The organism is Pseudomonas sp. PS02288 (genome assembly GCF_029959715.1).
GTDB lineage: Bacteria > Pseudomonadota > Gammaproteobacteria > Pseudomonadales > Pseudomonadaceae > Pseudomonas_O > Pseudomonas_O kuykendallii.
The window spans coordinates 1-12,764 of record NZ_JASCPA010000085.1 but is presented as its reverse complement, the minus strand read 5'-3'; the positions used below and the strand labels follow the sequence as shown (position 1 = coordinate 12,764).

Below are 12,764 nucleotides of genomic sequence, written 5' to 3'. Positions count from 1 at the left end.
CCCCCGGGCATCGCCCGTGGGCGCGAAGCCGGAGCTTGCTCCTCGGAGGGGCCTATGAGTTACGTGATCGACCGACGCCTGAACGGTAAGAACAAGAGCACGGTGAACCGCCAGCGATTCCTCCGGCGCTACCGTGATCACATCAAGAAGGCGGTCGAGGAGGCCGTCGGCCGCCGCTCCATCACCGACATGGAGCATGGCGAAAACATCAGCATTCCTGGCCGCGATATCGATGAGCCCGTGTTGCACCACGGGCGCGGCGGCAAGCAGTCCATCGTCCATCCGGGCAACAAGGAGTTCACTGCAGGCGAACGCATCCCGCGCCCTCAGGGTGGCGGCGGTGGCGGCGGCCAGGGCAAGGCGAGCAACTCCGGCGAAGGCATGGACGAGTTCGTCTTCCAGATCACCCAGGAGGAATTCCTCGAGTTCATGTTCGAGGACCTGGAGCTGCCGAACCTGGTGAAACGCCACCTGGAAGGCAGCGACACCTTCAAGACCGTCCGCGCCGGCATCAGCAGCGAGGGCAACCCGTCGCGCATCAACATCATCCGCACTCTGCGCTCGGCCCACGCCCGGCGCATCGCATTGTCCGGCAGCAGCCGGGCCAAGCTGCGCGCGGCGGAGATCGAACTTGAGCGGCTCCGGCTCGAGGAACCGGACAACTTCAGCGACATCCGCGAGACCGAGGAACTGATCGCCAAGTTGCGAGGCCGCATCGCCCGCGTACCGTTCCTCGACACCTTCGACCTGAAGTACAACCTGCTGACCAAGCAACCCAATCCTAGCTCCAAAGCCGTGATGTTCTGCCTGATGGACGTCTCCGGCTCGATGACGCAGGCGACCAAGGACGTCGCCAAGCGCTTTTTCATCCTGCTTTACCTGTTCCTCAAGCGCAGCTACGACAAGATCGAAGTCGTGTTCATCCGTCACCACACCAGTGCCCGCGAAGTGGATGAGGAAGAGTTCTTCTACTCGCGTGAAACCGGCGGGACCATCGTTTCCTCCGCACTGAAGCTGATGCAGGAAATCATGGCGGAGCGCTATCCGGTCAACGAATGGAACATCTACGGCGCCCAGGCTTCGGACGGCGACAACTGGAACGACGACTCGCCGATCTGCCGTGACATCCTGATCAAGCAGATCATGCCCTTCGTCCAGTACTTCACCTATGTCGAGATCACCCCGCGCGAACACCAGGCACTGTGGTACGAGTACGAGGCCGTGCGCGAGGCCTTCGACGACAGCTTCGCCCAGCAGCAACTGGTTTCGGCCGGCGATATCTACCCGGTATTCCGCGAGTTGTTCCAACGGAGGCTCGCCTGATGAGCGCACGTGAACGCAGGGCCCAGCCCCTTTCCACCGGCTCGGAATGGACCTTCGACCTGATCCGCACCTACGACCGCGAGATCGGCCGGATCGCCGAGCGCTACGCGCTGGACACCTACCCGAACCAGATCGAGGTGATTACCGCCGAGCAGATGATGGACGCCTATGCGTCGGTCGGCATGCCGCTCGGCTATCACCACTGGTCCTACGGCAAGCACTTCCTCAGCACCGAGAAATCCTACACGCGCGGGCAGATGGGTCTGGCCTATGAGATCGTGATCAACTCCGACCCATGCATCGCCTACCTGATGGAAGAAAACACCATCTGCATGCAGGCGCTGGTAATCGCCCACGCCTGCTACGGGCACAACAGTTTCTTCAAGGGCAACTACCTGTTCCGCACTTGGACCGATGCCAGCTCGATCATCGATTACCTGGTGTTCGCCAAGCAGTACATCATGCAGTGCGAGGAGCGCCACGGTATCGACGCCGTGGAGGACCTGCTGGACTCCTGCCACGCGCTGATGAATTACGGCGTCGACCGCTACAAGCGCCCCTACCCGATCTCCGCCGAAGAAGAGCGGCGCCGGCAGAAGGACCGCGAGGAACACCTGCAGAAGCAGATCAACGACCTCTGGCGGACCATCCCCAAAGGCGCCGGCAAGGAAGATGGCCACGATAGCAAGCGGTTTCCGCCCGAACCGCAGGAGAACATCCTCTATTTCATCGAGAAGCACGCGCCGCTGCTGGAGCCCTGGCAGCGCGAAGTGGTGCGCATCGTGCGCAAGATCGCGCAGTACTTCTATCCGCAGCGGCAAACCCAGGTGATGAACGAAGGCTGGGCGACCTTCTGGCACTACACGCTGATGAACGACCTCTACGACGAGGGCCTGGTCAGCGACGGCTTCATGATGGAGTTCCTGCAGTCGCACACCAGCGTGATCTTCCAGCCCGGCTTCGACAGCCCCTATTACAGCGGCATCAACCCGTACACGCTGGGTTTCGCCATGTACACCGATATCCGCCGCATGTGCGAGAACCCCACCGACGAGGATCGCAGCTGGTTCCCCGAGATCGCCGGCAGCGACTGGCTGACCACGGTGAAATTCGCCATGAGCAGCTTCAAGGACGAGAGCTTCATCCTGCAGTTCCTCTCGCCCAAGGTGATCCGCGACCTCAAGCTGTTCGGCATCCTCGACGACGACCAGAAGGACGAACTGCTGGTCCCGGCGATCCACGACGAGAGCGGCTACCGGACCATCCGCGAACTGCTCGCCGCGCAGTACAACCTCGGCAACCGCGAACCCAACGTGCAGATCTGGAACGTCGACCGTCGTGGCGACCGTTCGCTGACCCTGCGCCACACCCAGCACGACCGCAAACCGCTGGGCGAGTCCACCGAAGAGGTGCTCAAGCACCTGCATCGGCTGTGGGGCTTCGACGTGCACCTGGAAACCGTGCAGGGCGACAAGCTCATGCACACCCATCACGTTCCGGCGAAGGGCGAGCACGACAACGACGGCGGCTACCCGCGACTCGACCTGGCCCTGCCGCCGATCTGACCCTCCGGCCAGGGCGCGCGATCGCCCCGGTCGTCTCTCGCGTAACGCGACGCAGGTGTGTCGCCGGCCGCCAACCGTTATCCTCCGCGACTCGGAGGTGAACATGCAGATCTACAAGGTGGGTGGGGCCGTGCGTGACCGGTGGCTCGGGCGACCGGTCACCGACGTCGACTGGGTGGTGGTGGGTTCGACGACGGAGGAGATGCAGGCGCTGGGTTTTCGCCCGGTCGGCGCCGACTTTCCGGTGTTCCTGCATCCAGAGACCGGCGAGGAGTACGCCCTCGCACGCACCGAACGCAAGAGCGGCCGGGGTTATGGCGGCTTCACCTTCTTCGCCGACCCGCAGGTCACCCTGGAGGAAGACCTTATCCGTCGCGACCTGACCATCAACGCGATGGCCGAGGACGAGCACGGCCAGCTGATCGACCCCTACCACGGCCAACAGGACCTGCAGGCCAGGCTGCTGCGGCACGTCTCCCCCGCCTTCGCCGAAGACCCGCTGCGCGTGCTGCGCGTCGCCCGCTTCGCCGCGCGCTATGCCCCGCTTGGCTTTCGCGTCGCCGAGGAAACCCAGGCGCTGATGCGGCAGCTCGCCGAGTCCGGCGAGTTGCAGGCGCTGACGCCCGAGCGCAGCTGGAAGGAAATCTCCCGGGCGCTGATGGAGCCGCGTCCGGATGTCTTCGTGCAGGTGCTACGCGATTGCGGCGCGCTCGCCGAATTGCTGCCGGAAGTCGACGCATTGTTCGGCGTGCCGCAGCCGCCGCAGCACCATCCCGAAGTCGATACCGGCGCCCACGTACTGGCCGTGTTGCGCCAGTGTGCCGAACACGACCAGCCGCTCACCGTGCGCTGGGCCTGCCTGCTGCACGACCTCGGCAAGGGTCTTACCCCACAGCAGGAATGGCCGAAGCACATCGCCCATGAACACAGGGGGCGCAAGCCGATCGCTGCCGTGAACGCGCGCTTCAAGGTGCCGCGTGAGTGCGCCGAGCTGGCGCTGCTGGTGGGCGAATACCACACCCATGCCCACCGGGCCCTGGAGCTGCGCCCCTCGACGCTGTTCGAACTGCTCCAGCACTTCGACATCTACCGCCGCCCGCAGCGCTTCGAGGAGTTCATCGCGGCCAGCGAGATGGATGCCCGCGGGCGACTGGGCCTCGAACAACGCGACTATCCGCAGGCCGACTACCTGCGCGGCGCGGCCGACGCAGCGCGGGCGGTGGCGGTGCAGCCCTTGCTGGAGAAGGGTTTCCAGGGCGCACAGCTGGGCGAGGCGCTGAACCGTGAGCGGCTGGCGGCGCTGAAGGCTTACAAGCAGAACCGCGAGTAGCGTTCAAACCGGGCGCGGATGGCGCTCGATCAGGCTCGCGGGAGTCAGCGCGACGCCGCGCCACTCGAAGGCCACCGGCCACAAGGTCTGTTCGATCTGCGCGTCGCGCCAGAGCGCGGCGAAGCTGATCCCGCTGCCGGGATGCAGGCCCTCCGGCACGAGCAGCGCGAGCGGCCAGAGCACGAAGGCGTTCTTCAGGATTTCCCCGCGCGGCAGGATCAGTCCGTCGAAGTTGCCGGTCATCTGGCCGTAGGTCAGCACGTCGATGTCCAGGGGCAAGCCGCGCCGATCCGGCGCATAGCGACCGTTGTCGGCCTCGATGAACTTGAGCCGGCGATCCAGCTCGCCGAGCGGAAGATCGGTCTGCGCCGACACCACCAGGTTGTAGAACGGTCCGCTCTTGATGCCCACCGGCAGGCTCTCGAACACCGGCGAACAGGCGATGTTCTGCAGGAAGCCGTCCAGCGCCTCCAGTCCGGCGCTGAGGTGCGCGGTTCGCTCGGTGTTGCTGCCAAGGCCCAGCAGGATCGGCGTCACAGGCTACTCCGGCGGATTTCCACACCGACCCCGCGCGCGCTGGGCACCGCGCCAGGCTTGGTCACCTTGAGCCAGAGGCCGGGCATGCCGAACTCGTCCATCAGGCAGGCGGCGAGCCGCTCGGCGAAGGTTTCCACCAGTTCATAGCGCGCCTCGGCGGCGAAGGCGGCGATCCGCTCGGAAACCGTGGCATAGTCCAGCGCCTTGCTCAGGTCGTCCTGCTCGGCGGGCGCCCGGTTGTCCCAGGCGAACACCAGATCGAGCCTCAGGCACTGGCGGATTTCCCGCTCCCAGTCGTAGGCACCGATCACGGTGTCGACTTCCAGCCCGTCGATAAACACTCTGTCCACTTCGCTCTCCGCGGCACGACAAGGGGCCTGCGCCCCGCTAGAATCGGGACTCTCTCGCCCCGGGATGGATACCATGTTTTGGCTGTTGGCGGCCCTCGCCTACCTGCTCGGCTCGCTGTCCTTCGCCATTCTGCTCAGCCGCGTGGCCGGCGGCCCGGACCCTCGCGCCAGCGGCTCGGGCAACCCGGGCGCCACCAACATGCTGCGTGTGGCCGGCAAACGCCTGGCCATCCTCACCCTGCTCGGCGATCTGCTCAAGGGCTGCCTGCCGGTATTGATCGTCAAGCTGCTCGGCTTCTCCGTCCAGCAGCAGGCCTGGATAGGCCTGGCGGCGGTGGTCGGGCATCTGTATCCGCTGTATTTCGGTTTTCGTGGCGGCAAGGGCGTCGCCACCGCCGCCGGCATGCTGCTCGGTCTTTATCCACCGGCAGCGCTGCTCGCCGCAGCCGCCTGGCTGCTGACGTTCGCCCTCACCCGAATCAGTTCGCTGGCCGCGCTGGTGGCCACGCCGCTGACGCTGCCACTGCTGGCCTGGCAGCAACCCGGCGCCCTGCTGCCGATGAGCGCACTCTGCGCGCTGATCGTCTGGCGCCATCGCGGCAACCTGCGCGACCTGTTCGGCGGCCGCGAACGGCACTTCTGAACGACCGGAAAGTGCAGATCAAATCGCTGGAAGGGACTCCATCGGCCAACGCGCGTGCACCTTGATCGCCGGACCGTCCTGCTGCCCGGCAAGCAGCCGCTGGCAGCCGGCGTAGGCGATCATCGCACCATTATCGGTACAGAACCGCGGGCGGGCATAGAACACATGGCCGCCGAATTCGCCGAGCATGCGCTCCAGCGACTCGCGCAGGGCCTGGTTGGCACTGACGCCGCCGGCGATCACCAGGCTGTTCAGGCCGGTCTGCTTGAGGGCGCGGCGGCACTTGATGGTCAGCGTGTCGACCACCGCCTGCTGGAACGCCAGCGCCACATCGGCGCGCGTCTGCTCGCCGTCGTCAGCAGAGGCTCGGCAGTGTTGCCAGGTATTCAGGGCGAAGGTCTTCAGCCCGCTGAAGCTGAAATCCAGGCCGGGGCGATCGGTCATCGGCCGCGGAAAGGTGAACCGGCCCGGCGCACCGGCCTCGGCCAGCCGGGCGATTTCCGGCCCACCCGGATAGTTCAGGCCCATCAGCTTGGCGGTCTTGTCGAACGCCTCGCCCGCCGCATCGTCGAGGGACTCGCCAAGCAACTGGTAGCGACCGATGCCGTCGACGCGAACCAGCTGGGTATGTCCCCCGGAAACCAGCAAGGCGACGAACGGAAATTCGGGGGGCTGCTCCTCCAGCATTGGAGCCAGCAGGTGACCTTCCATATGGTGCACGCCCAGCACCGGAATGCCCCAGGCGAACGCCAGCGCCTGAGCGCAGGAAGCGCCGACCAGCAGCGCACCGACGAGGCCGGGGCCGGCGGTGTAGGCGATCGCATCGATCTGCCCGGTGCCGCAGTCGGCCTCGGCGAGAACCTGGCGGATCAGCGGCAGCATGCGCTTGACGTGGTCGCGCGAGGCCAGCTCGGGGACCACGCCACCGTAGACGCGGTGCAGGTCGATCTGGCTGAACAGCGCGTCGGCCAGCAGACCGCGCTCGCTGTCGTAGAGCGCGACACCGGTCTCGTCGCAAGAGGTTTCCAATCCCAGCACTCGCATGGGCAGTGAGCTTCCCGCTAGGCAAATTCGAAGGCGCGCATGATAATCGCCGCCCCGAGGGCAGACCAGCGCTTTTCGACTGAAGGGCTTTGCATTCTGCGGCATGAGACGTTACTATCCGCAACCCTTGAAAACCGACGTACTCCCAGAGCCGATTGCCGGGAGAGCGTTCCACCACCGGTATTAATGAAGGTACGACCTGGATGCCCGCCGTCAAAGTTAAAGAGAACGAACCCTTCGACGTAGCCCTGCGTCGTTTCAAGCGCTCCTGCGAAAAAGCCGGTGTACTGGCTGAAGTCCGCAGCCGCGAGTTTTACGAGAAGCCCACTTCCGAGCGCAAGCGCAAGGCTGCCGCTGCAGTCAAGCGTCACGCCAAGAAAGTGCAGCGCGAACAGCGCCGTCGCGAGCGCCTGTACTGAGTTACAGCCTGCGCCGCTGACGCCCCGCATTGCCCGGCTTCTGCCGGGCTTTGCTTTTCAAGCGCCGACAGACTCCGCTTCGCCGATTGGCGATGGTCGGAGTTTTTTCGTTTTCGCCCACCGCTGATAGCGAGCGCCCGACGCACCCATGGCCGGACTGATCCCCCAGTCGTTCATCGATGATCTGCTCAACCGCTCCGACATCGTCGACGTGGTGAGCTCGCGCATCTCGCTGAAGAAGACCGGGAAGAATTACAGCGCCTGCTGCCCGTTCCACAAGGAAAAGACGCCGTCCTTCACGGTCAGTCCGGACAAGCAGTTCTACTACTGCTTCGGCTGCGGCGCTGGCGGCAACGCCCTGGGCTTCGTCATGGACCACGACCACCTGGACTTCGTCCAGGCCGTCGAGGATCTGGCGAAGCGTGCCGGCATGGAAGTGCCGCGCGAGGAAGGCGGCCGCGGCCAAAAAGCCCGGCAGCCCACCGACTCGCCGCTCTACCCGCTGCTCGCGGCCGCGGCGGAGTTCTATCGTCAGGCGCTGAAAAGCCACCCCACGCGCAAGGCTGCAGTCACCTATCTGAAGGGACGCGGGCTGACCGGCGAGATCGCCCGCGACTTCGGCCTGGGATTCGCCCCGCCCGGCTGGGACAACCTGTTCAAGCACTTCGGCGGCGATGCATTGCAGCAGAAGACCATGATCGATGCCGGCCTGCTGATCGAGAACGCCGAAACCGGCAAGCGCTACGACCGCTTCCGCGATCGGGTGATGTTCCCCATCCGCGACAGCCGCGGACGCGTGATCGCCTTCGGCGGCCGGGTGCTCGGCGACGACAAGCCGAAGTACCTGAACTCCCCGGAGACGCCGGTGTTCCACAAAGGCCATGAGCTGTACGGCCTTTACGAAGCGCGCCAGAACAACCGCGACCTGCACGAAATCATGGTGGTCGAAGGCTACATGGACGTCATCGCGCTGGCCCAGCAGGGCCTGCGCAACGCCGTCGCCACCCTCGGCACCGCGACCAGCGAGGAGCACATCAAGCGACTGTTTCGCCTGGTGCCCAACGTGCTGTTTTGCTTCGACGGCGACTCCGCCGGGCGCAAGGCCGCCTGGCGCGCCCTCGAATCGGCATTGCCGAGCCTACAGGACGGACGCCGGGCGCGCTTCCTGTTCCTCCCCGAGGGAGAGGACCCGGACAGCCTGGTGCGCGCCGAAGGTACCGACGCGTTCCACGCGCGCATCAACCAGCATGCGCAACCGCTGGCGGACTATTTCTTCCAGCAGTTGACCAATGAAGCCGACCCGCGCTCGCTCGAAGGCAAGGCCCATCTGGCCACCCTCGCGGCACCGTTGATCGAAAAGATTCCCGGTGCCAACCTGCGCGCACTGATGCGCCAGCGTCTGAGCGAGATCACCGGCCTGCAGGGCGATGCATTACAGCACATGGCGCACAGCGCCCCCGCGGCCGACAGCCCGCCACCGCTGGACGACGGGAGCGTCTACTACGAAGCCAGGCCGGCGCACGAACACGATTACGAGCCGGCCACTTTCGAGAGGCCCAACCCAGGCTCGGGCGAGAAAAAGAAGTGGGATGGCAAGAAGGACTGGAAGAAGGATGGACGCAAGGGGGAGCCGAAACCGCGCGACCCACGCACTCCAACCACCGTCGAATCACCGACACTGACCGCACTGCGAACGCTTCTTCACCATCCACAGCTCGCGCACAAAGTCGAAGATGCCAGCCATTTCGCCGCAGAAGACGATACATACGCGCAGCTTTTGGTATCACTGCTCGAAGCGATGCAGAAGAATCCCAAGCTGCGCTCGCTGCAATTGATCGCGCGCTGGCACGGCACCGAACAGGGTCGACTGTTGCGCGCACTGGCCGAGAAGGAATGGCTGATTTCAGCCGATAACCTTGAACAACAGTTTTTCGACACTATAACTAGGCTTGCAGCCCGCCAACGCGAGCGAAGCCTCGAACACCTGCTTCGTAAAGCACGTCAAAGTGAGTTGACCGCCGAAGAGAAAGACCAGCTTCGGGACCTGCTCAGTCGAAATGCATCTCCCGTCTCCCCGACCTCAACTGGCGCGTGAGGTCAAGGCTCAGCTATAATGCTCAGCTTATTTTTTGCCCGCCAAGACCTAAGTGGATAGGGTGTTATGTCCGGAAAAGCGCAACAGCAGTCTCGTTTGAAAGAGTTGATCGCCCGCGGTCGTGAGCAGGGTTACCTGACTTACGCGGAGGTCAACGACCACCTGCCGGAGGATATTTCCGATCCGGAACAGGTGGAAGACATCATCCGCATGATCAACGACATGGGGATCAACGTATTCGAGAGTGCTCCGGATGCGGATGCCCTGTTGTTGGCCGAAGCCGACACCGACGAAGCCGCCGCTGAAGAAGCCGCTGCCGCTCTCGCTGCCGTGGAAACCGACATCGGCCGCACCACCGACCCGGTGCGCATGTACATGCGCGAAATGGGCACCGTGGAACTGCTGACCCGCGAAGGCGAGATCGAAATCGCCAAACGCATCGAGGAAGGCATCCGCGAAGTCATGGGCGCAATTGCCCACTTTCCCGGCACCGTCGACTACATCCTCGGCGAGTACCAGCGCGTCACCAGCGAAGGCGGCCGCCTGTCCGACGTCCTCAGTGGCTACATCGATCCCGATGACGGCAGCGCGCCGGCCGAGGAAGTCGAGCCCGTGCAGCCGCAAACCGACGCTGCTGCCGCCAAGGACGACGAGGAAGAGGACGATAGCGACAGCGATGACGAGGAAGAAGGCGACGGCGGCCCGGACCCGGAGGAAGCGCTGCGCCGCTTCACCGCCGTTTCCGAACAGCTGGACAAGGCCAAGAAAGCCCTGAAGAAGCACGGCCGCGCAAGCAAGCAGGCCGTCGCCGAACTGCAGGCCCTGGCCGAGCTGTTCATGCCGATCAAGGTCATTCCGAAGCAGTTCGAAGTGCTGGTCAGCCGTGTCCGTGGCGCCCTGGATCTGGTTCGCCAGCAGGAACGCGCGATCATGCAGCTGTGCGTTCGCGATGCCCGCATGCCGCGCGCCGACTTCCTGCGCCAGTTCCCCGGCCATGAAACCGATGAAACCTGGGCCGCCGGACTGGCCAAGGGCAAGAGCAAGTACGCCGAAGCCATCGGCCGTCTGCAGGACGACATCGTCCGCGCCCAGCGCAAGCTGGCCGCGCTGCAGGACGAAGCCGAACTGACCGTCGCCGAGATCAAGGACGTCAACCGTCGCATGTCCATCGGCGAGGCCAAGGCTCGTCGCGCCAAGAAAGAGATGGTCGAGGCGAACCTGCGCCTGGTGATCTCGATCGCCAAGAAGTACACCAACCGCGGCCTGCAATTCCTCGATCTGATCCAGGAAGGCAACATCGGCCTGATGAAGGCGGTGGACAAGTTCGAATACCGTCGCGGCTACAAGTTCTCGACCTACGCCACCTGGTGGATTCGCCAGGCGATCACCCGCTCGATCGCCGACCAGGCCCGCACCATCCGTATTCCGGTGCACATGATCGAGACGATCAACAAGCTCAACCGCATCTCCCGCCAGATGCTGCAGGAGATGGGTCGCGAGCCCACTCCGGAAGAGCTGGGGGAGCGCATGGAGATGCCCGAGGACAAGATCCGCAAGGTACTGAAGATCGCCAAAGAGCCGATCTCCATGGAAACGCCCATCGGCGACGACGAAGACTCGCACCTGGGCGACTTCATCGAGGACTCCAGCATGCAGTCGCCGATCGACGTGGCGACCGTGGAAAGCCTCAAGGAAGCGACCCGCGAAGTGCTCTCCGGGCTGACCGCTCGTGAAGCCAAGGTGCTGCGCATGCGCTTCGGCATCGACATGAATACCGACCACACCCTCGAGGAAGTCGGCAAGCAGTTCGATGTCACCCGCGAGCGTATCCGCCAGATCGAAGCCAAGGCGCTGCGCAAGCTGCGCCACCCGTCGCGAAGCGAGCACCTGCGTTCGTTCCTCGACGAGTAACAACAGAACCCCAGCCGCAAGCTGGGGTTTTGCTTTCTGCTCAATGGCTTGGCGCGTGGCGACGCGCGCCCTATAATCCGCCGGCCCTCACGGGCGACCCGCACCACCGCCGAGCGACATAGGTCGTCGGCATCGCTACAAGGGCCTTTAGCTCAGTTGGTTAGAGCGCGCGACTCATAATCGCTCGGTCCCCGGTTCGAGCCCGGGAAGGCCCACCATTTCTCCAGCACCCCGCTGAAAACACCACCTCCTGCTTTTTGCACACCTCCCATTCCGTGTTAAATTACGGTCACAATCTAAGCGGAGGCATGTCCGTGCGATATTCGGAAGACCACAAGGCGCGCACCCATCAGCGCATCATCGACGAAGCCTCCGAGCGGTTCCGCCGCGATGGCATCGGCGCCACCGGCCTGCAGCCACTGATGAAGGCGCTGGGGCTGACCCACGGCGGCTTCTATGCGCACTTCAAGTCGAAGGACGAGCTGGTCGAAGAGGCGCTTCGCGCGGCATCCAGCAACCTGAATAGCGCCCAGAACAATACCCTGAGCGGCGACCTGCGCACGCTGATCACCGGCTATTTGTCCACCGCGCACCGCGACAATCCCGGCAAGGGCTGCCCGCTGCCGACCATGTCCTCCGAACTGGGCCAGCGCGGCCAACCCAGCAGCACGACCGATGAACTGGTACGCAACCGCCTGGCTAACCTCGAAGGCAAGATCGGTGGCGCCCAGCCCGAACGCGACAGCATCGGCACCTTCTGCGCCATGCTCGGCGCGCTGATGATCTCGCGCAGCGTGGCCGATCCCGAGCTGTCCGAACGCATCCTCGACACGACCCGCGACTGGCTCATCGAGCAGACCTGCGACCCCCGCGACTGAATGCCCCGCTTGCTCTCACAGGAGAGCGAGCCCTTGCGCAGCAGCATGTTGACCGTCATACAAAACCAATAAAGGAACAGCCATGAACGAAGCTGAACGAACCCGCAAAATCGAGGAGTGGAATGCCGTGGAGGCCGCCATGCGTGCTCGCCTCGCCGCGCCTGGCAGCACCAGCATTGAGCATCTGCTCGAACTGGCACCGACGGAATACCTGGCCGGCATAGGCAGCGGCGACTTCCCCAGCCCGGCCATCGGCGACCTGATAGGTTTCTACCCCATCGAATGGTCCGAGGGGCGCTTTGTCTTCCAGGGCACGCCGGGGAAGCGTCACTACAACCCGCTCGGCAGCGTGCATGGCGGCTACGCCGCGACGCTGCTGGACTCCGCCATGGGCTGCGCGGTGCACACCGGACTGAAGAAAGGCCAGGCCTATACCACTGTCGATCTGCGCATCAGTTACGTACGCGCGCTGACCAGCGATACCGGACCGGTCCGGGCGGAAGGCACGATCGTCCACATCGGCCGTACCATCGCCCTCGCCGAAGGCCGCATCTACGACGTGGACGACCGCCTCTACGCCACCGGCACCACGACCTGCATGATCCTCGGCCCCCGAGGCTGACGGAGCCTGCCGGTATCGATCGCCCCGCGGGGTGATCGATACCGGCC

General features: G+C 64.4%; 12 protein-coding genes and 1 tRNA gene. 10 read left to right on the top strand and 3 right to left on the bottom strand.

The genetic code is table 11. From position 1 onward, the window contains the following. Positions 1 to 54: 54 nt before the first annotated feature. The 3 genes from QMX85_RS22030 (at position 55) to QMX85_RS22020 (ending at position 4,218) form a co-directional block, all read left to right on the top strand. Positions 55 to 1,323, top strand: coding sequence for a YeaH/YhbH family protein (locus tag QMX85_RS22030; RefSeq protein ID WP_282344511.1), 1,269 nt, complete (start codon positions 55 to 57; stop codon positions 1,321 to 1,323). Continuing rightward, the gene (locus QMX85_RS22025) at positions 1,323 to 2,888 is read left to right on the top strand and encodes a SpoVR family protein (RefSeq protein ID WP_282344509.1); all 1,566 of its coding nucleotides are present in this window, start codon (positions 1,323 to 1,325) and stop codon (positions 2,886 to 2,888) included. The genes QMX85_RS22030 and QMX85_RS22025 overlap by 1 nt, the downstream gene beginning before the upstream one ends. A 103-nt stretch (positions 2,889 to 2,991) precedes the next feature. Then, positions 2,992 to 4,218 carry a multifunctional CCA addition/repair protein gene (locus tag QMX85_RS22020; protein WP_282344507.1) on the top strand — a complete coding sequence of 409 codons (1,227 nt, stop codon included), beginning with the start codon at positions 2,992 to 2,994 and terminating at the stop codon, positions 4,216 to 4,218. A 3-nt stretch (positions 4,219 to 4,221) separates the two neighbouring features. Here the strand turns inward: QMX85_RS22020 and folK are convergent, their stop codons facing one another. Together folK and folB are read right to left on the bottom strand one after the other, a co-directional pair. Further along, complete coding sequence (folK, locus tag QMX85_RS22015; protein ID WP_282344505.1) at positions 4,222 to 4,755, bottom strand: 2-amino-4-hydroxy-6-hydroxymethyldihydropteridine diphosphokinase; 534 nt, start codon at positions 4,753 to 4,755, stop codon at positions 4,222 to 4,224. Continuing rightward, a complete protein-coding gene (folB, locus tag QMX85_RS22010; protein ID WP_282344503.1) occupies positions 4,752 to 5,105 on the bottom strand; it encodes a dihydroneopterin aldolase in 354 nt (117 codons plus the stop codon). Before folB ends, folK begins: the two co-directional genes overlap by 4 nt. A gap of 73 nt (positions 5,106 to 5,178) precedes the next feature. Here folB and plsY point away from each other — a divergent pair, with 73 nt between their 5' ends. After that, positions 5,179 to 5,748 (top strand): glycerol-3-phosphate 1-O-acyltransferase PlsY, encoded by a 570-nt coding sequence (gene plsY, locus QMX85_RS22005; RefSeq protein ID WP_090225225.1) that lies wholly within the window; start codon positions 5,179 to 5,181, stop codon positions 5,746 to 5,748. Between the two features lie 18 nt (positions 5,749 to 5,766). Here the strand turns inward: plsY and tsaD are convergent, their stop codons facing one another. After that, complete coding sequence (tsaD, locus tag QMX85_RS22000; protein ID WP_282344501.1) at positions 5,767 to 6,792, bottom strand: tRNA (adenosine(37)-N6)-threonylcarbamoyltransferase complex transferase subunit TsaD; 1,026 nt, start codon at positions 6,790 to 6,792, stop codon at positions 5,767 to 5,769. Positions 6,793 to 6,995: 203 nt separating this feature from the next. Here tsaD and rpsU point away from each other — a divergent pair, with 203 nt between their 5' ends. From rpsU to QMX85_RS21970, 6 genes are all read left to right on the top strand, one after another. Beyond that, positions 6,996 to 7,211 (top strand): 30S ribosomal protein S21, encoded by a 216-nt coding sequence (gene rpsU, locus QMX85_RS21995; RefSeq protein ID WP_010795989.1) that lies wholly within the window; start codon positions 6,996 to 6,998, stop codon positions 7,209 to 7,211. A gap of 148 nt (positions 7,212 to 7,359) precedes the next feature. Continuing rightward, the gene (dnaG, locus tag QMX85_RS21990; RefSeq protein WP_282344470.1) at positions 7,360 to 9,306 is read left to right on the top strand and encodes a DNA primase; all 1,947 of its coding nucleotides are present in this window, start codon (positions 7,360 to 7,362) and stop codon (positions 9,304 to 9,306) included. A gap of 66 nt (positions 9,307 to 9,372) precedes the next feature. Next, positions 9,373 to 11,217 (top strand): RNA polymerase sigma factor RpoD, encoded by a 1,845-nt coding sequence (gene rpoD, locus QMX85_RS21985; RefSeq protein ID WP_282344469.1) that lies wholly within the window; start codon positions 9,373 to 9,375, stop codon positions 11,215 to 11,217. A 141-nt stretch (positions 11,218 to 11,358) separates the two neighbouring features. Beyond that, positions 11,359 to 11,435, top strand: a tRNA-Ile gene (locus tag QMX85_RS21980). 96 nt (positions 11,436 to 11,531) lie between these two features. Next, complete coding sequence (locus QMX85_RS21975; protein ID WP_282344467.1) at positions 11,532 to 12,095, top strand: TetR/AcrR family transcriptional regulator; 564 nt, start codon at positions 11,532 to 11,534, stop codon at positions 12,093 to 12,095. Between the two features lie 82 nt (positions 12,096 to 12,177). After that, positions 12,178 to 12,717, top strand: a complete 540-nt coding sequence (locus QMX85_RS21970; protein WP_282344465.1) for a PaaI family thioesterase — start codon at positions 12,178 to 12,180, stop codon at positions 12,715 to 12,717. The last annotated feature ends 47 nt before the right edge of the window (positions 12,718 to 12,764 follow it).